This is a genomic window from Pseudomonas canadensis, assembly GCF_000503215.1.
GTDB lineage: Bacteria > Pseudomonadota > Gammaproteobacteria > Pseudomonadales > Pseudomonadaceae > Aquipseudomonas > Aquipseudomonas canadensis.
In genome coordinates, this window is record NZ_AYTD01000013.1 from 1,071,313 (window position 1) to 1,090,788 (window position 19,476).

Annotated in this window: 13 protein-coding genes and 1 pseudogene; 6 read left to right on the forward strand and 8 right to left on the reverse strand. The window is 59.9% G+C overall.

The genetic code is table 11. The features are described from left to right. The first annotated feature begins 76 nt into the window (after positions 1-76). A complete protein-coding gene (aqpZ, locus tag U367_RS0113810; protein ID WP_028617430.1) occupies positions 77-778 on the forward strand; it encodes an aquaporin Z in 702 nt (233 codons plus the stop codon). A gap of 119 nt (positions 779-897) precedes the next feature. On the opposite strand, the gene U367_RS0113815 is transcribed toward aqpZ, so the two are convergent. Continuing rightward, positions 898-2,022: a GNAT family N-acetyltransferase gene (locus U367_RS0113815; protein ID WP_028617431.1), complete on the reverse strand. Its 1,125-nt coding sequence runs from the start codon at positions 2,020-2,022 to the stop codon at positions 898-900. A gap of 283 nt (positions 2,023-2,305) precedes the next feature. Here U367_RS0113815 and U367_RS0113820 point away from each other — a divergent pair, with 283 nt between their 5' ends. Further along, complete coding sequence (locus U367_RS0113820) at positions 2,306-3,628, forward strand: putative porin (RefSeq protein WP_028617432.1); 1,323 nt, start codon at positions 2,306-2,308, stop codon at positions 3,626-3,628. A gap of 107 nt (positions 3,629-3,735) precedes the next feature. Here U367_RS0113820 and U367_RS0113825 read toward each other — a convergent pair whose 3' ends face one another. From U367_RS0113825 to hrpA, 4 genes are all read right to left on the reverse strand, one after another. Beyond that, a complete protein-coding gene (locus U367_RS0113825; RefSeq protein ID WP_028617433.1) occupies positions 3,736-3,981 on the reverse strand; it encodes an anti-sigma factor family protein in 246 nt (81 codons plus the stop codon). Continuing rightward, a complete protein-coding gene (locus U367_RS0113830) occupies positions 3,975-4,589 on the reverse strand; it encodes an RNA polymerase sigma factor (protein WP_028617434.1) in 615 nt (204 codons plus the stop codon). Before U367_RS0113830 ends, U367_RS0113825 begins: the two co-directional genes overlap by 7 nt. 136 nt (positions 4,590-4,725) lie before the next feature. Next, a complete protein-coding gene (locus U367_RS0113835) occupies positions 4,726-5,847 on the reverse strand; it encodes a beta-ketoacyl-ACP synthase III (protein WP_028617435.1) in 1,122 nt (373 codons plus the stop codon). 392 nt (positions 5,848-6,239) lie between these two features. Then, positions 6,240-10,151, reverse strand: a complete 3,912-nt coding sequence (gene hrpA, locus U367_RS0113840) for an ATP-dependent RNA helicase HrpA (protein WP_028617436.1) — start codon at positions 10,149-10,151, stop codon at positions 6,240-6,242. Between the two features lie 585 nt (positions 10,152-10,736). Between hrpA and U367_RS0113845 the strand changes: the two genes are divergently transcribed. Next, positions 10,737-11,324 (forward strand): hypothetical protein, encoded by a 588-nt coding sequence (locus U367_RS0113845; RefSeq protein ID WP_028617437.1) that lies wholly within the window; start codon positions 10,737-10,739, stop codon positions 11,322-11,324. Positions 11,325-11,349: 25 nt separating this feature from the next. Here U367_RS0113845 and U367_RS1000000132715 read toward each other — a convergent pair. Beyond that, positions 11,350-11,492: pseudogene (locus tag U367_RS1000000132715) on the reverse strand (hypothetical protein); the annotation flags it as partial. 238 nt (positions 11,493-11,730) lie between these two features. Between U367_RS1000000132715 and U367_RS0113850 the strand changes: the two are divergent. Beyond that, positions 11,731-13,608 (forward strand): hypothetical protein, encoded by a 1,878-nt coding sequence (locus U367_RS0113850; protein WP_028617438.1) that lies wholly within the window; start codon positions 11,731-11,733, stop codon positions 13,606-13,608. Between the two features lie 53 nt (positions 13,609-13,661). Here U367_RS0113850 and aceK read toward each other — a convergent pair whose 3' ends face one another. After that, entirely contained in the window at positions 13,662-15,368 is a 1,707-nt protein-coding gene (aceK, locus tag U367_RS0113855; RefSeq protein WP_028617439.1) for a bifunctional isocitrate dehydrogenase kinase/phosphatase, read from the reverse strand. A gap of 404 nt (positions 15,369-15,772) precedes the next feature. On the opposite strand from aceK, the gene U367_RS0113860 reads away from it, so the two are divergent. Together U367_RS0113860 and U367_RS0113865 are read left to right on the forward strand one after the other, a co-directional pair. Further along, positions 15,773-17,383, forward strand: coding sequence for a methyl-accepting chemotaxis protein (locus U367_RS0113860; protein ID WP_394365163.1), 1,611 nt, complete (start codon positions 15,773-15,775; stop codon positions 17,381-17,383). A gap of 52 nt (positions 17,384-17,435) precedes the next feature. Then, the gene (locus tag U367_RS0113865; protein WP_028617441.1) at positions 17,436-18,323 is read left to right on the forward strand and encodes a DMT family transporter; all 888 of its coding nucleotides are present in this window, start codon (positions 17,436-17,438) and stop codon (positions 18,321-18,323) included. Positions 18,324-18,398: 75 nt separating this feature from the next. Here U367_RS0113865 and U367_RS0113870 read toward each other — a convergent pair whose 3' ends face one another. Beyond that, positions 18,399-19,259 (reverse strand): DMT family transporter, encoded by an 861-nt coding sequence (locus tag U367_RS0113870; RefSeq protein WP_028617442.1) that lies wholly within the window; start codon positions 19,257-19,259, stop codon positions 18,399-18,401. Between the last annotated feature and the right edge of the window lie 217 nt (positions 19,260-19,476).

A 19,476-nucleotide genomic window follows, 5' to 3' on the forward strand; every position in this document is an offset into this window, starting at 1 on the left:
AGGGCGCTGAAGTAAATCTGCAGGGAGCATCACTGATTTACGGATCCGGTAGAGCGATCTATCAAGGACGGGCGGCATGTCTTTGTTCAAGCGTTCAATCACAGAGGGGCTAGGTACATTTTGGTTGGTGTTGGGCGGTTGTGGGAGTGCGGTGCTTGCCGCAGCGTTCCCTGCAGTCGGGATTGGATTGTTGGGCGTGTCCCTGGCATTCGGGCTCACGGTGCTGACCATGGCGTTCGCCATCGGGCATATCAGCGGCTGTCACCTCAACCCGGCAGTGTCGGTTGGGCTGGTTGTGGGCGGACGGTTTCCGGCCAGGGAACTGCCGGCGTACATCGTGGCGCAGGTGGTCGGCGGTACGATCGCCGCTGCGTTGCTGTATTTCATTGCCAGCGGCAAACCGGGGTTCGAACTGGCGTCGGGCCTGGCGTCCAACGGTTATGGCGCGCATTCACCCGGCGGCTATTCGATGGCGGCGGGGTTTGTGAGTGAGCTGGTAATGACCGCCATGTTCGTGGTGATTATCCTCGGCGCCACCGACCGCCGTGCCCCAGCGGGCCTTGCGCCTATCGCCATCGGCCTGGCGCTGACACTCATCCACCTGATCTCCATCCCCGTCACCAACACGTCAGTCAACCCGGCCCGCAGTACGGGCCCGGCATTGATCGTCGGCGGGTGGGCGATCCAGCAGTTGTGGATGTTCTGGCTCGCGCCGATCCTTGGCGCGGGGATCGGTGGGGCTACCTATCGATGGCTGGGCAAGGAGGAGCCTGCCTAACCCCTTTGTAGGAGCGAGCTTGCTCGCGAAAACCATCAACGATGACGCAGCGCATCTGGTTTTACGCGGCGCTCTCAGGTTTTTCGCGAGCAAGCTCGCTCCTACAGGGGACCCGAGCGTTACACCTGCCGATAAGGCAGGGCTGCCCTCGCCTCCTCAGCATACGCCACGATCCCCACCCGCTCGCGCGCGAGGAAATCTTCCACGGCGTTCTTCAATCCCGGATGGCGCAAGTAGTGCCAGGACCGCGTGATCACCGGTTCAAACCCGCGAATCAATTTGTGCTCGCCCTGTGCCCCCGCGTCGAAGCGTTGCAGGCCGTGGGCGATGGCGTAGTCCATGCCTTGGTAGAAACAGGTTTCGAAATGCAGGCGGTCGAACTCCGCCAGACAGCCCCAGTAGCGACCGTAGAAGCTGTCGCCGCCGATCAGGCTGAAGGCCATGGCCACCGGGCGGGTGCCTTGTTTGGCCAGGACCACGCGAATCGCTTCGGGCATGCGCTCGGCCAGCAGGCTGAAGAACGCGCGGGTCAGGTAGGGTGATTGGCGGCGCACCGCGTAGGTGTTGGCGTAGCAGGCGTAGACGAAATCCCACTGGGCCTCGCTCAGTTCATGGCCTTGCAGCCACTCGAAGTCGATGCCCTGCCCTGCCACTTGTTCGCGCTCTTTGCGCATCTGTTTGCGCTTGCGTGAACTCAAGGCATCAAGGAAATCCTGGAAGTCGCGATAACCCCGGTTCTGCCAGTGAAACTGACAACCCAGGCGCTGCAGCCAGCCCGGTTGTTGGGCCAGTGCCATATCGGCCAGTTCGTCAGTGAAGTTGATGTGGGCACTGGAGAGCCCTTCGATTTCCAGGTAACCCGGCAGGCTTTTCAGCAGTTCGACCCCCTCCTCTGCACTCGCCGCTAACAGGCGTGGCCCGCTGACGGGGCTGAACGGCACGGCAGTCAGCAGCTTAGGGTAGTACTCAATGCCAGCCCGCTCGCAAGCATCCGCCCAGCCGTGATCAAACACGTACTCGCCGTAGGAATGCCACTTGCGATAACTGGGCAGTGCCGCCACCAGCCGATCACCTTCCCAATGCAGCAAATGCTCCGGCTGCCAGCCCGATTGCGGGCCCAGGCTGGCGCTGTCTTCCAATGCGCTCAGGAAGGCGTGCCGTACGAACGGCTGGGCCTGTGGCACCAGCGCATCCCAGGCTTGCGGGGCGATCTCGGACAGGCTGTCCAGGCGTTGCAACGGCATCGGCATCCTCACTGGTTTGGGGCGTGAAAGCCTGGCGAGTATCGCTGATTGCCGGCCTTGGCACACCCCCGTTTCGCGCGACAAGGCTCTAAACCAATAGTTCCGAACGTGAAAAATTTGTCATCTAGATGACATCACTTCGCCACTGCTCCGTCATAAACGATCGTGATACTGACGCCTGTTTTTAGAGCGCCTGGTTCTACCCGGCGGCTATTTTTCCGTCCGTCATCGGTCGGTTGTGTCCTGGATGGTTTGCCATCCCTCCTCACCTTCGGAGATTGATATGCGTCTTGCTTCCACTAAAACTGCGGCGGTCCTGTGCGGCGGCCTGTTACTGGCCCTGAGCGTTCCGGCCAGCGCTGCAGTCGACGCTAAATTGCTCGACATGCTCAAGGCCAACGGCCAGATCACCGCGGCGCAGTACACTGAACTGCAAAGCGAATTGGCCAAAGACCAGAAAGAACAGCAGATCGCACGGCAAGCTCAACAAGAGACCAACGAACAGATCGCGGCCACCGCGAAGAAAACCAACGAGCTGAGCAGCTTCGACCAGAAGCTGGCCTGGGCGGCCAAGACTCAGTTCAAGGGTGACGTACGTTTCCGTCAGGAAACCGTGAAAATCCAGGGCGAATCCAACAACGGCGGCCGCGACAAAGACCGTCAGCGCATCCGTGCCCGCCTGGGCGCCTACACCGAGATCAACTCGCAAGTCGACACCGGTATCCGCATTGCCACCGGTAGCAGCGACGATGCGCGCTCGACCAACCAGGACCAGGACAACTATTTCGACAAGAAGTCGATCTGGCTGGACCTTGGCTACATCGACTACCACCCGGACCAGATCAAGAACCTGCACGTGATCGGCGGCAAGATGCTGCAACCGTGGGTGAACATGGGCGACGTCATCTGGGATAGCGACATCAACCCTGAAGGCCTGGCCCTGACCTACAAATACCCGCTGGGCAGCAGCGCCGAACTGTTCGGCAGCCTCGGCAACTACAACCTCAAGGACAACGTCGACGGCGACGGCGTGCAGTTCCGTCACGACCTGCGCCTGACCTCTGGCCAGTTGGGCACACGCTTCTCGGTCACCGACAACCTGAAAATGACCCTGGGCGGCAGCGTCTACGCCTACCAGAATGACAAGGACAGCCGTTGCACAACCACCACCACGCCTTGCGCACTGGCGGTCAACGGCAACTCGGCCGACAATCAGTTCCGCCTGTATGAAGGCTTTGCCCAAGCCGACATCGGCGGCCTGGCTGTACCGCTGGCGTTCTACGGCCAGTACGTGAAAAACAACGACGCCGTGACCGACCAGGACACCGCCTGGCTGATCGGCGCCAAGTCGAAAGTGTTCGGCTTCAACCTGGACTACAACTACCGCGACATTCAGCGTAATGCCGTGGTGGGTGCCTTCACCGACTCGGACTTCGCCAACGGCACCACCGGTTCGCGCGGTCACAAGATGAAGGTCAGCTACGACATCGACAAGAACTTCGCCCTCGGTGCCACGTACTTCCTGACCAAGGCCGACTACGCCAGCCGCACCCAGCGTGACGCCAACACCAACACCCTGCAGTTGGACGCAGAAGCCAAGTTCTAATAGTCAGTGTTGAAAGCCTCGGGCCAGGACGGCCCGGGGTGGCTGTAACAGTCTTGCGTGGGTGGAGCGGTCCCCATCATCCGTCCGATCCATCCACGTGAGCCTGCTTAATCCCCGCCTTTGTGATCCTTGAGTCGTTCTTCAGCCAAGCGCTGCGCCAAGGCCTCCACACCCTCTACCGGCTCATCCGGCATTATCTTCAGCGTCGCCTGCATCAGGCGCATCTGGCGGATAAACCGGCGACAGTTCGGGCAGAACATCAGGTGATGACGCACCAGCAGACGCTCGCGAAAAGTCAGTTGCCCATCGAGATAGTCACTGGAACGTGCCACTTGTTCTTTACAGGTCAACATTCGCCCGTTTCCTCAAAATGCTCCACCGTGGCGAAGACTTTAAGCCGTGCTCGATGCAATAGCACACGGACATTGGAGAGCGACAGCGTCAGAAGATTACAGATCTCTTCCAACTCCAGCCCCTGGCGTTCACGTAGCACCAGCACGCTGCTTTGCAATTCAGACAAACTCAGCAACGTATGCTCCAGGCACTTGCGCAGCTCATCCTCGGTCAGCAAGGCTTCCGGGGTGTCCTGATGCCAGGCGTAGGGGGCGACAGCCCAGTGGCCATCATCCGGGGAGAAACGGTCATCGCCAATGGTGCCATGGGGCGAAGGCAGATCGTCGAGCAACACTTCGCGACGATTCTGCTTGTAGCGCCCCTTGGCGGCGTTGGCGGTGATGGTCAGCAGCCAGGTCTTGAGGCTGGAACGCCCTTCGAACCTGGCCAGGTTGCGCACCACCGACAGCCACGCGTCTTGCACGACTTCGTCGGCGTGACGCTGGCCGACGATGGCATAGGCCACCGCCCGCATGGCGCTTTGGTAGGTGGTGACCAATTCCTTGTAGGCCCGCTGCTCACCCTTGAGCAGGCGTTCAAGCAGGTGCGTGTCGTCCGCTGCTGCCATCGTTTACCTCGATTTCACTCTGGAAACCCGATCCCTGTGGGAGCTGGCTTGCCTGCGATGCAGGCGCCACGGTGCGTCATTTACACCGCAGGGATATCATCGCCGGCAAGCCGGCTCCTACAGGGAACGAGGCAGATCAGCGTTTGCGCAAAATCACGCTGCCGATCGAATAACCCGCACCAAACGAGCTGAGCACCGCCACGGAACCCTTGGGCAAATCATCCTGATACGTGTGGAACGCAATCACCGAGCCCGCCGAACTGGTATTGGCGTAAGTATCGAGGATCACCGGCGCTTCTTCCACCGAGGCTTCGCGACCCAGTAGTTTCTTCACGATCAGGTGGTTCATGCTCAAGTTGGCCTGGTGCAGCCAGAAGCGCTTCACATCGGCTACGTTCAACTGGTTTTCTTGCAAATGCACGCCGATCAGCTCGGCCACCATCGGGCACACATCACGGAATACCTTGCGGCCTTCCTGTACGAACAGCTTGTCGGGCGCGCCGATGCCTTCTTCCGCCGTGCGGTTGAGGAAGCCGAAGTTGTTGCGGATGTTGTTGGAGAACTTGGTCAGCAGCTTGGTGCTCACCACGTCGAACTGGTGCTCGGAAGTCGCTAGGTCGGCGCGCTCCAGCACCACGGCAGTGGCCGCATCACCAAAGATGAAGTGGCTGTCACGGTCGCGGAAATTCAGGTGGCCGGTGCAGACTTCCGGGTTGACCATCAAAATCGCCCGCGCCTGGCCCAACTGGATGCTGTTGGCCGCGTTCTGGATGCCGAAGGTAGCCGAGGAACACGCCACGTTCATGTCAAAACCAAAACCTTCGATACCCAGGGCTTCCTGCACTTCAATGGCGATGGCCGGGTAGGCACGCTGCAGGTTGGAGCAAGCGACGATAACACCGTCGATATCGGCGGCGGTTTTGCCGGCGCGTTGCAAGGCTTGTTCGGCAGCGCCGACGGCCATCTGGCAGAGCACAGACCATTCGTCGTTGCTGCGCTCGGGCAGGCGCGGGGCCATGCGCTGCGGGTCGAGAATGCCGTCCTTGTCCATCACGAAGCGGCTCTTGATGCCGGAGGCCTTTTCGATGAAGGCTGCGCTGGATTCGGTCAGCGGCTGCACATCACCGCGCTCGATGGCGGCGGCGTTGTCGCTGTTGAACTGATGCACGTAGGCATTGAAAGACTGCACCAGCTCTTCGTTGGAGATGCTGTTGGCCGGGGTGTACAGGCCAGTGCCGCTGATGACGACGTTATGCACGGTCGTTCCTCTAAATCTGTCAGGCAGAAGATATTGGTACCGTCGTACCAAACTGTAAGTAGTCCGATTCCGCACCGCGGACACCAAACTGGCATCGCTTTATTCCTTCGCGTCGCATCCCTACACGACGATCCCGGCATTTATAGGCGCGAAGTTTGCCACAAACCCCGGGATTTGGCGCCATATGCCAGATAAACACCCTTATCAGAGGCTTACACACAACCCTGTGGTGAGCGAGCTTGCTCGCGCTGGGGCGCGAAGCGACCCCATTCCAGGCCCTGTGGTGTTTCAGCAATATCTTGATTGCCTGTAAGAGAGGCCGCTTCGCAGCCCAACGCGGGGCAAGCCCGCTCACCACAACAAGCTCGCTCACCCCAGAGGATCTACGGGGGTCAGGGCTCTACCTGGCTCCATTGCTTGCTCAAGCGCTTGTCGGAAATCGGCACTTTAGTGCCCAGTTGCTGGGCAAACAACGACACCCGGTATTCCTCCAACCACCAGCGGTAAAGTTCTAGCTGGGGGTCGCGCTTGCCTTCCTGGGCATGTTTTTTCAGGCGATTCTCGTACTGCGTCCACAAGCCTGCCAGCTCGCCGCTCCACACCCGATCCTTTTGCACCTGGCTCGGCAGTTTTTCCAGGCGTAACTCGATGGCCTTGAGGTAACGCGGCAGCTCCTTGAACCACTGCGCCGGGGTTTCCCGCACGAAACCGGGATACACCAAATTGCTCAGCTGCTGCTTGATGTCGTTCAGGGCCACGGCCTGGGCGAGGTCAATCTTGCCTTTGAAGCGTTTTTGCAGGCCGTGCCACAGCTTCAACACATCCAGGGTCAAGCGCGCCAAGCGCTCGGCGTGCTCGGTCCAACTGCCGCGCTTGCGCTCGGCCAAAGCGGCCAGACCAGCACCATCACGCGGCAGGCTGGTTTCGCCTTCGAGCACGCAGGTGTCGAGGCTGGCCAGCAGGATGTCTTCCACCAGCGCATCGATACGCCCCAGTTCGCGGTACATCAGGCCCAACTCGGTCAGGCCCGGCAATTTGCCGCGCAGGAATTTCGCCGGTTCCGCCAGTTGTTGCATCAGCAAACGCTGCAAGGCGCGGCGATGCTGGAACTCCGCCTCGGCGGCCGTGGAGAAACGCCCTTCCTTGACCGTGCCGCTTTCTTCCACCAACGCTGGATACACCGTCATCGACAGACCGGCGATCTTCTGTTGGGTCTTCTCCGCCACCGCCGCAAACACCTTGGCTTCCACCGGTTGTTGGCTTTTCGCGGTTTGCGGCACGGCCAGGGCGGCCTGGCTCGCCTCGGCAAAACGTGCGGTCAGTTCGGCCAGGTCGCGGCCTTCGCCGAGGAACTTGCCCTGGCCGTCGACTACTTCCAGGTTCATCTTCAGATGGCTTTCGACCTGCTGCGCGGCTTCGGCCCAGGCTTCATCGCTGACACGCGCACCTGTCATGCGCAATAACTCACGGCCCAATGCCTGGGGCAAAGAGCCCTGGCCGAATTCGATGCGTTGCAGCGCGGCTTTGACGAAGTCCGGCACCGGCACAAAATTCTTACGCAGCGCCTTGGGCAGGTTGCGCACCAGGGCGATGCATTTGGCTTCGATCACCCCCGGCACCAGCCATTCCAGACGCTCTGGCGGCAACGCCGGCAGCAGTGGCGCCGGAACGCGCAGGGTCACGCCGTCACGCGGGTGGTTGGGTTCGAAGTGGTAACTCAAGGCCAGTTCCAGGTCGCCCAGGTGCAGGGTGTCCGGGTAATGCGCGGCGGTGACTTCACTGGCTTCGCGGGCCAGCACGTCTTCTTCGCGCATGATCAGCAGTTGCGGGTCTTTCTGGCTGTTGACCTTGTACCAGCTGTCGAAGGTCGCGGTCTGGTGGATCTCCGCCGGCAACCGCGCATCGTAGAAGGCGAACAGGGTTTCTTCATCGGCCAGGATGTCGCGACGACGCGCCTTGGCCTCCAGTTCGTCGAGTTGTTCCAGCAGTTGCTGGTTGGCGGTAAGGCACTTGGCCCGCGACTGGATCTCGCCACGCACCAGGCCTTCGCGGATAAACAACTCGCGCGACACCACCGGGTCGATCGGCCCGTAATGCACCGGCCGGCGTCCGACCACAATCAGCCCGAACAGGGTGATCTGTTCAAAGGCCACGACCTGGCCGCGCTTCTTCTCCCAGTGGGGCTCGAAGTGGTTTTTCTTGATCAAGTGCCCAGCCAGCGGCTCGATCCAGTCGGCGTCGATCTTGGCGACCATGCGCGCATACAGCTTGGTGGTTTCCACCAGTTCGGCGGTCATCAGCCATTGCGGACGCTTCTTGCCGATGCCCGAGGACGGGTGGATCCAGAACCGCCGCTGGCGTGCGCCGAGGTAATCGCCGTCTTCGGTCTTCTGGCCGATCTGGCTGAGCAGGCCGGACAACACCGCCTTGTGCAGTTTTGGGAAGTCCGCCGGCTCTTTGTTGACCGTCAACTGCATGTCGCGGCAGATCAGGCTCAGCTGGCGATGGGAATCACGCCACTCGCGCAGGCGCAGGTAGTTGAGGAAGTTCTTGCGACACCAATTGCGCAACGGGCTGGCCGTCAGTTCCTGGCGCTGCTCTTCGAAACCGCGCCACAGATTGACCAGGCCGGCGAAATCCGAATCCGGGTCTTTCCACTGCGCGTGGGCTTGGTCAGCAGCCTGCTGACGTTCCGGCGGACGCTCGCGCGGATCCTGGATCGACATGGCACTGGCGACGATCAGCACTTCCTGCAAGCTGCCAAGCTTGGCGGCTTCCAGCAGCATGCGGCCCATGCGCGGGTCCACCGGCAGGCGCGCCAACTGACGGCCCAATGGCGTGAGCTGACTGTTGCGGTCCACCGCCGACAGCTCTTGCAGCAAGTTGAAACCGTCGCTGATAGCCTTGCCGTCCGGCGGCTCGATAAACGGGAAATCGGTGATCTCGCCGAGGCGCAGGTGCAGCATCTGCAAGATCACGGCGGCGAGGTTGGTGCGCAGGATCTCGGGGTCGGTAAATTCCGGACGCCCGATAAAATCTTCTTCGCTGTACAAGCGGATGCAGATGCCCGGCTCGACCCGGCCGCAACGGCCCTTACGCTGGTTGGCGCTGGCCTGGGAGATCGCCTCGATCGGCAGGCGCTGCACTTTGGCGCGGTAGCTGTAGCGGCTGATGCGTGCGGTGCCGCTGTCGATCACATAACGAATGCCCGGCACGGTCAGCGAGGTTTCCGCGACGTTGGTCGCCAACACCACGCGCCGCCCCGGGTGGGACTGGAAAATGCGCTGCTGTTCAGCCGGCGACAGGCGCGCGTACAGCGGCAGGATTTCGGTGTGCTTGAGCTGGGCCTTGCGCAGCATGTCGGCGGCGTCGCGAATCTCGCGCTCTCCGGGCAGGAACACCAATACGTCACCAGGACTGCGTCGCTCGCTGCGTTCATAAGCAGCAATTTCATCGAGGGTGGCGAGGATCGCCTGGTCAACAGTCAAGTCGTCCTCGACGCGGTTGCCCTCTTCATCCTGTTCCAGGGTCAGCGGGCGATACCAGGTGTCCACCGGGAAGGTACGACCCGAGACTTCGACGATCGGCGCATCGTCGAAATGCTTGGAAAAACGCTCCAGGTCGATGGTCGCCGAGGTGATGATGACCTTCAGGTCCGGACGGCGCGGCAGCAGGGTTTTCAGGTAGCCCAGCAGGAAGTCGATGTTCAGGCTGCGTTCGTGGGCTTCGTCGACGATGATCGTGTCGTAGCGTTCCAGATAGCGATCGTTCTGGGTTTCCGCCAGCAGGATACCGTCGGTCATCAGTTTGATCAGGGTGTTGGAATCGCTCTGGTCTTCAAAACGCACCTGATAGCCCACCAACGCGCCCAACGGCGTGGCCAACTCTTCGGCGACCCGGCTGGCGACGCTGCGGGCCGCGATCCGGCGTGGCTGGGTATGACCGATCAGGCCGAACTGGCCACGACCGATTTCCAGGCAGATCTTCGGCAACTGGGTGGTCTTACCCGAACCGGTCTCACCGGCAATGATCAGCACCTGGTGCTTGTTCAGCGCGGCTTTGATCTCATCACGCTTGGCCGCAATCGGCAGGCTGTCGTCATAACGGATCACCGGCAGGCTGGCACGCCGCGCCGTGACTTGGGCGCAGGAAGCCTGCATGCGCGCAACCCATTGCGCCAACTTTTCCTCGTCGGGCTTCTTGCGCAGCTCAAGCAGTTGCCGCCGCAAGCGGTGGCGGTCGGCGAGCATGGCGTGATCGAGGGTTTTGAGCAGTTGGTCGATGGTGGGTGCTTGGTCGGTCATCAGGGTGGCAAAGGTCTTCTGGGTGAGGCAGGGCACGCCTGCATAACTGTGGACGTAGAAAAGAGGAGCGATTGTCGCAGATTTCGACATTCCTGGAGACGCTCAGTCAGTGACCGGCCGCATAACGCCGCCTAATCAACATATTTCTTACACGAGAAAGTCGCTCATCCGACCATTTCACAGTGCAAATCCGATGGTTTGAGTGCCGTACACAGGATCAAATCAACCCGCCAGAAACCTCTGGCAGATCACTGTATCGCTTATGAAACCGGAGCTTTTATGCCTATCGATTCGACAAATAGCCAACCTTATCTACCCAGCTACTCTGCATCCCTGCTGGCCCAACCGCGCTCGGCAGCGTCGCAACCACCGCCCAAATATGAGTTCCCGCCCGCCTACACAGAAAAGCCGTCGTCCAAAGCAGCCCCGCAGACCGCCTCGACACCGCCCACTAATTTGACGGCCAATCGAATCTCGAATTTCCACACGGCCACTCAGGCAGTACGAGGCATGAATTTCATGAGCGGCCTGTAACTCAGCGGCAAAAACCTGATTGATATCGCCTCTAACGCCCGAGGAATTCTTATGCCCATTGACGCCAGCCGCTACTACAACGCATCCATCCAAAACCTGCATAGTTACGCCAACAAATACCAGGACATTGCACCTGTATCCGATCCGGCAAACGGTTCCTGGACCTCAAACCCCTCTGGACCTTCCTATGCCTCCAAGAGCTATCCAAAGCTACCCAATACGAAGGCGAGAGACTTGGGCGCTGAGCTGCATCTGGCGGGAGCGGCTACAAACCCCCGAAACTCCACGGCAACGGTGACACCCGTAAAAAAGCCAGAGGATCTGAACATCGCGAAGACACCGAATACGGTTACCAAGTTTATCGTGACGGGAGACGGACAGATGGCGATCGCCAACATCAGTAAAAACGTAGCGCCAAAAATGATATCCCACCCCGCCACCGCCGAACTGGGCGTCGGTGCCGGGCAGTCGAATAACATCGTCAGTGCCGGCTACTTAAAGCAAACCATGACCGGGAGAACTCACTTATCCAATACCTCGGGCCACTACCGACCCACAAAGGAGAATATGAGGCCCGCCCAGGATTACTTGGAAAATATCGGCGTGAAGTCGACCAAAAGCCAATTCGGTATTTTCTGAAGATTGATCAATCCGTAAATCAAGTTCATGAGCAGTGATCGCGCTCCTTGCGCCGGTACGGAAACACATCGATCACCTTACCGGCGCGAATTGCAGCCCTTTCCAGTAATCGGCGTTGTACAACTCGCCATGCAGCTCATCGAACACCCTGCGCTGACCAGCATCGGCTGGACTTCAAGGTATTGATTCATTCCACAGGCAAACCGTACGTCAAACTGGGCGCCATCAATCCGCTAAAAGACAGCAATAAACAGCGGGCGTTAGTTGCCGAACTGACTACCGATTTATTCAATATCTACACTGATTTGAGAAACAATCTGACCCTTCACCACATGACCGCTTCACACCAATAACAAGGACGAGTTCTTAATGCCTGCGGATGAGGCCTTTTGAAAGGATTATCCTGATGCTACTCGGTAAATCGCTGCATGAACCACAGCCCCAAAGAGCGAACGCTGTACAGCCGGCCGCAACCCAGGTCGGCACCCAAGCCGTTGGCGATGCCGACAAACCGTTGAGCCCTCACCGAGTGCGTGACCTGACATTTGTCGGCACCGGCAGCAGCGTGGCTTATCTGGTCAACGAATTGAACCACCGGTTTTCGACGAATAGTCACGCAACCCCTCTGCACGGAAAAGTCAGCATCATCGGCAAGGAAGATCCCTGGCTGCCCAGTGTGCGAGGCCAGGGCTACATCAATCATCAACGTGAAATCATCGACCAATGGGGCCCTACGGTACCCTGCTACAACTCTGGCTACGCGGACCGGGGCGAGTTTGCAGCGCGGAACCGACAACAGTTGGACCGGGCACAGGCATTGGGGGCGGAATATCTACCGGCGCAGGTCACAGGCATCAACCAACTGAAAGACGGTCGCTATCAGATTCGCCTGGAAAACGGCCAGGCTATAGAAAGCCGGCAGGTAGTGTTGGGCATGGGGGCCGGGCCGCACACCAGCGTATGGAACAACGACAGCGCACAGACTTTGGCGGAGAAACGTCTAGGCAATATCCGCCTGCACCAGCAAGAGGTCTTGCGGGGCAACGTCATGGACCTGGATGAGTTTATGCGGGCCACCGACAGCCGCCCTGAACAGTTCGCGGGCAAGAAGGTGGTGGTGCACGGCCCCAACGCAGGTATCGATGCGGTCGAACGCGCGGGAGAACTGGGCGCACAAGTCAATTGGCTGATCCGCAGTACCAAGCCGGTGCTGCTGGACGGCCACCAGCTGAAGTTTGCACCCCAGGTGGCCAACCACCACTTGGTGTCGGTGGACGCGCTCGACATCCATCCGAACCCCACCCCTGGTGGCGCGCCGTTGCAACTGAGGTACAGTGTGCCCACCGGCGAGAGCCAGGCGCCTCGTCAAACCCTCGACGCCGACTACTACGTCTATGCCCTCGGACAGGACATTCACAAGCCGGGAAGCGCCGGTGCCGTCTTGGGCGACTTGTTTGGCAAACTCGAACCCGTTTACGACTACGATCAGGTCTATAGCGACCAGCCCTTCAAGACTGTTCTCGGCCTGCAAACCCGCGGCAGCAACAGCGATAGCGGCCTGCTCATTGTCGGCGCCGCCGTCGCGCAGTTGGCAGCCACTGTCCAGCACAGCTACCTGGACCATGCAGCCGACCGAATTTTCCAACAACTGGAAAAGCTTCCAGGCGCCGCTGGCGAAGCACTCTCACGTCTTATCGTGGAGGACGCAAGCACCCAAGACATCCAGGCACACATACAGACATGGGCGGCCGACACCCCAAGCACACCGCGTATGCAGACATTACTCAACTCGATCGCGGACTACCTGGCAGCCCGCGAGTACTTCCAACAACAAGCTCAGAAAAAAGGCCCGCGTGGGGTGGCGCAAGAAGTGGAAAACCAGACCTTGAACCAGGTGCCTTCAGTGATCGTCTCTCCACAGTTGGGTACGGTGAAAGCCTCCGTCGCTGCACTCTCAGGATTGATGCCGGCTTACGTAGCACAAGGCGAAAACAACTTCACCGCCGATGATCGCACGATGCTGCGCGCAGGCATCGCCCACCGATACCCCAACATCGGCAATGCCACGGCCAGCCGTTTCATTGATGAGGTCTTGCACCTGCGGCATCTGGATGACCAGGCGTTCAGGGCCAAGGCAACGGCCGAAGGGGGCAGCGCAGCGCCGGTGCAGACACCTGTCGTCGGCGTACCTGACGCCGTCAGGAAAAACTATAGCGCCTACTTGCAAGCCAAGAACGACGGTGCCGACGACACACCGCTCATTCGCCAGTGGTTGCCAGGCTAACTCGTTACATCGGGGCAGCGGCTTGCCTGTTGCCCCGTTCGAGTTTTGGTGCTTTACGTCGATTTGCGCCGATATGGAAACACATCAATCACCTTACCGGCACGAATCGCCTCCTGCAGCCCTTTCCAGTAATCGGCGTTGTACAACTCGCCATGCAGCTCATCGAACAACTTGCGTTGGCCAGCATCCGCAAACAGGAACGGCGGGAACTCCTCGGGGAATACATCCAGCGGGCCAATGGAGTACCAGGGCTCCGAGGCCATCTCATCCTCGGGAGTACGCGGCGCGGGGATGTGGCGGAAGTTGGCTTCGGTGAGAAAGCAAATTTCATCGTAGTCGTAGAACACCACGCGGCCGTGGCGGGTGACGCCGAAGTTCTTCAGCAGCATGTCGCCGGGAAAGATGTTGGCCGCCGCCAGTTGTTTGATCGCCAGGCCGTAGTCTTCCAAGGCTTCACGCACCTGGGCGGGGTTGGCGTTGTCGAGGTAGAGGTTGAGCGGCGTCATGCGCCGTTCGGTCCAGCAGTGGCGGATCAACACCGTGTCGCCTTCGACTTCGACGGTGCCAGCGGCGACTTCCAGCAATTCGGCGAGGCATTCGGGTTCGAATTTGCTCAGGGGAAAACGGAAATCGGCGAACTCCTGGGTGTCAGCCATGCGTCCGACCCGATCGACGCTTTTGACCAGGCGGTACTTCTCGATCACCGTGGCGCGGTTGACGTTTTTCGACGGTGAGAAACGGTCCTTGATGATCTTGAACACGGTGTTGAAGCCCGGCAGGGTGAACACGCTCATGACCATGCCACGCACGCCAGGGGCCATGATGAATTGATCGTCGGTGGTCGCCAGGTGGTTGATCAGAGCGCGGTAGAACTCCGACTTGCCGTGCTTGTAGAAACCAATGGAGGTGTACAGCTCTGCGACGTGCTTGCCCGGGAGGATGCGCTTGAGAAAGCCGATGAATTCCGCCGGCACCGGCACATCCACCATGAAGTAGGAACGGGTGAACGAAAAGATGATCGACACATCGGCTTCATCGGTGATCAGTGCGTCGATCTGGATGCCTTGCCCTTCGCGATGCAACAGGGGGATCACCAGCGGCCATTGTTCGTCGCGGGTGTAGATGCGTCCTACCAGGTACGCGCCTTTATTGCGGTAAAGCACCGAGGAAAACAGCTCGACCTTGAGGTCTGGATCCTTGCACACCCAGTCCGGCAAGTTTTCCCGCAGTTGGGCTTCAAGGCGGTGCAGGTCGCCGGCCAGGTCCGCGTAGGGTTCGCTGAAACGGTAGTCGGCAAAGATCTGCGCGAGCATCTCCGGGATTTTTGCGGCGGGCGTGTAGGTGCGCGTCTGCGCGGCCCGTGCCCGGCGCAGGCTGGGCCGGGTGGTGTGGATAAACATGCAGCCGTCGCTGATCAGGTCGTGGCTGAACAGTCCGCAGAAGATCGAGTTGTACCAGGTCTCGGAGAGTTCATCATCGAAACGCAGGTCGATCAGACCGATGTAGGCGCTTTTCACCACGGGCCACTGGTCAACATCGAGTAATGCTCCGTCATCAAAGCTACTGCGCAAACGCGCAATCACTTCACTGACCTTTTCTTCATAGAGATTGATCCGCGCCGCCGACGCCGCCTGCCCCTGCTGCCACTGGGCCTTCTCAAAACGCTCGCGGGCGCCGTCGGTGATCTGGCGGAAGTGCTCACGGTAATCGTCGAAGCCATCGAGGATCATCTGGGCGACTGCGAGGGCGGATTGCGACATGCGGGAAACCTCTACGGGCATCTGGAAGCCCTGAGCTTAGCCAGTGTACGAGAACACGAGAAGGGTCATTTTTTTTCCTGCCTTGTACAACTTCGCTCATTTCGTACATTTATTTTCAATTTCTTTAATTCGACCATTCGGTCAATAAACGCACCATAAAGTCACACTGCGTTTTACCTGCACGCCTGCATTGGCGGGGCTTGGCAGATTGATGCCGGAAATCCCTATGCAACGCCGGCCGCGATCTGCGCGCAGTGCTCTGGATCCAACTAAGGGAAACCCTGATTACCACGATAGTGGCACTTTGATATATAGCGCGCCCTCTCCCACCCTAACAAGGTCAAAAGACCGATTCGGGAACAGGTTCTAATCGCCCAAGGAGCATTGAGATGTCATTGAGGAACATGAGGATCGGTCTGCGTGCCAGTCTGAGTTTTGCGGTTTTAGCCAGCTTGCTGGTGATCGTCGGGATGTTTGGGCTGGGCCAGATGGCCAAGTTGCGGCAGAGCGCACTGGTTATCGAAGAATCGTGGATGCCGAGTATCGAGAACATCCACGACAGCGCGGCCTTCGTGGCCAGCATCCGCCTAGAGGCGTTGCGCCTGGCGACCACTGACGAATCGCGGATCCGCGATAACAGCAAAGCCCTGATCACCCGCCAGCGCACCGAACTGCAAACCTTGCTCGATCATCACAAAACCCTGCTCAGTGGCGATGAAGAGCGCGAGATGCTCAAGCAACTCGAAGGTAATGTGAACGCCTACCTGACCCTCGTCGGGCAGATCGTTGCCTTGGTGGACAAAGATCAGCAACAGGACGCCATCGATCTGCTCAACAGCCGCCTCGCGCCACAGGGCGTGATTCTCAACAAAAGCCTGGAGGACATGATCACCTTCAACCAGAGTGGCGTGGAAACCGCCGTGGACTCCGCCGCACAGACCTATTCCAGCGCGCAGTGGGTCGTCGGCTCGATCATCGTCCTCGCGTTGATCGTCACCTTACTCTTGGCCTGGCTGCTGACCCGCAGCATCACCGCTCCCCTCGGTCAGGCCCTGATCGTTGCCCGCACCATTGCCCGCGGCGACTTGAGCCAGCCAATCGCCGTCAACGGCAACGACGAACCCGCCCAATTGCTCACGGCCCTGGCCACCATGCAGGCGCAACTGCAAGGCACCATTCGCGGGATCAGCGAGTCGGCGCAGCAGTTGGCTTCTGCTGCCGAAGAGATGAGTTCGGTGATGGAGCAAAGTACCCGTGGCCTGCAGGCGCAGAACGACGAGATCGAACAGGCCGCCACTGCCGTGACCGAAATGAGCGCAGCCGTGGATGAAGTGGCGGGCAATGCGGTGTCCAGCGCCGAGGCGTCCCAGGCCTCCGACGAGGACAGCAAGCACGGCCATTACCAGATCAGCGAAACCATCAGCTCGATCCAGAACCTGGTGGACGAAGTGCTCGGCGCTTCAAACAAAGCCGAAGGCCTGGCGGCACAGGCTCAGGACATCAGCAAGGTGCTGGAAGTGATCCGTGGCATCGCCGGGCAGACCAACCTGCTCGCGCTCAACGCCGCCATTGAAGCGGCCCGCGCGGGCGAGGCCGGGCGGGGTTTTGCGGTGGTGGCCGATGAAGTGCGCTCCCTGGCGCAGCGCACCCAGGACTCCACCGAAGAAATCGAACAGATGATCACCGGTATCCAGCAGGGCACCCAAGACACGGTCGAAGCCCTGAACAGCAGCGCCGAACATGCCGGTCAGACCCTGCAACGCGCCAACAGCGCAGGCAGTGCCCTGGAGAAAATCACCGCGGCCATCTCGCAGATCAGCCAGCGCAACCTGGTGATCGCCAGCGCCGCCGAGCAGCAGGCGCTGGTGGCACGCGATGTGGACCGCAGCCTGGTGAACATCCGCGACCTGTCCACCCAAACCGCCGCTGGCGCCACCCAGACGTCGGCGGCCAGCCAGGAACTGTCGCGCCTGGCGGTGGACCTGAATGGGCTGGTGACGCGGTTTGTCCTGTAATCATTGGAAATGTCATGCAACACTCGCGGGCTTATTGAGGTAGGAGTGTTGTGTGAGACCTGTCGACAGCCTGTATTTATTGGGACTCGCCGCCATCTGGGGCGCGAGTTTCCTGTTCATGCGCATCATTGCGCCGGAGATCGGCACAGTGCCAACCGCGTTTTTCCGCGTGTCGATCGCCGCCGCCGGGTTGCTGGTGATTTTGGCGATGATGCGCGTGAGCTGGGATTTCCAGGGCAAGTTCAGGACGGTGTTGCTATTGGGGGTCATCAACTCCGGGGTCCCGGCGACCATGTACTCGGTCGCCGCCCAGGTGCTGCCGGCGGGTTACTCGGCGATCTTCAACGCCACCACACCGTTGATGGGCGTATTGATTGGCGGGCTGTTCTTCAGTGAACGGCTCACACCGTCGAAAATTGCTGGCGTGTGCCTGGGCCTGTTTGGCGTGGGGGTGCTGACCCGCGCAGGGCCGGTGGCGTTTGACCTGGAATTGTTGATGGGTGCGCTGGCCTGCTTGCTGGCCACCACCTGTTATGGCTTTGCCGGGTTCCTGGCGCGGCGCTGGTTGGATCAGCGCGGTGGTTTGGACAGTCGTCTATCGGCGCTGGGCAGCATGCTCGGTGCGACGTTGTTCCTGTTGCCTTTCTTCGCCTACAGCGCGATCAGCCAGCCGCCCGCCAGTTGGGGTGGGTGGCAGGTGTGGTTGTCGGTGCTGGGCTTGGGGCTGGTGTGTACGGCGTTTGCCTACATTCTTTACTTCCGGTTGCTGACGTCCATTGGGCCGGTTAAGTCGATGACGGTGACTTTTATGATTCCTCCGTTTGGGGTGTTATGGGGGGCGTTGTTGCTGGATGAGCCGTTGTCGATGGCGCACCTGTATGGCGGGGTGTTGATTGCGGGGGCGTTGTGGTTGGTGTTGCGGCCGAAAAGAATCCTATAGTAGCCCGCTTGCGGGCGATGGCGATCTTCTAGACGCCATCGCCCGCAAGCCGGGCTCCTACAGGGTGCGGTTGTGTCAGGTCTTACGGAAGACGAAAACCAGGCCGATGATGATCAACCCCATCCCCAGCAGGCTCAACATCGCGAGCCTGTTGCCAAAGATCAGGTAATCCATCACTGCCGTTACCGCCGGCACCAGGTAAAACAGGCTGGTGACATTCACCAGGTTACCTCGGGCGATCAGGCGGTACAGCAACAGGGTGGCCAACAACGACACCACCAACCCCATCCACAGCACCGGCAGGTAAAAACCGCTGCCGTGCTCGAAGTGGAACGGCTGGAACGGCACGAATACCGAACACAGCAGCAACCCCGCCAGGTATTGCACCGGCAGCGTGCCCAGCGGGTTGTCGGTGATGCGCTTCTGCATGATCGAGCCGAAGGTCATGCTGGCCAGGGCCAATAACCCGAACAGCATCCCCGCCAACGACATGCCGGACAAACCGATACCCTGGTAGACCACCATGATCAGCCCCACCAACCCCAGCGCCAAGCCAAACAGCCGGCTCAACGAACGCTGGCGCTCCATCAGCACAACGGTAAGGATCGGCTGCACGCCCATGATGGTCGCCATCACGCCGGGGGTGACCTTAAGGTCCAGGGCCAGCAGATAGAAAATCTGGTAGGCACCCAGCAGCACCAACCCGGTTGCCGCCGCGTACAGCAGGGGTTTGCCGGGGCGCGGTAGCTTGAGTTTGAGGATCGGTATCAGGATCACCAAGCCCACGAGGGCGATGGCAAAGCGGATCAACAGAAACGCGAAGGGTGATGCGTGGGCCAGGCCCCATTTGGAGAAGATCGCCCCGCTGCTCCACAGCAGGACAAACAGACTCGTCGAGGCCGCCGCGGCCACGGATTGTTTCGAAAGAACAGACATGGATACCACCTGTCATCAGGCAAAAAAAGCCGATTCAGCAGACGCTGAAGGTCAGTAGGTTTTTTTCAGGCGGGCAGACGGGAACAGCAATCAGCTGATCAGCCCGAAATGCCAACACCCGGCGGTGATACGACTGCGTACACCGGCGTGCTACGGACAGGTGGGGGGTAGTGGCTGATCTGCGCAGGCTGCTTGTTCCCGCACGGCACGACCGCAG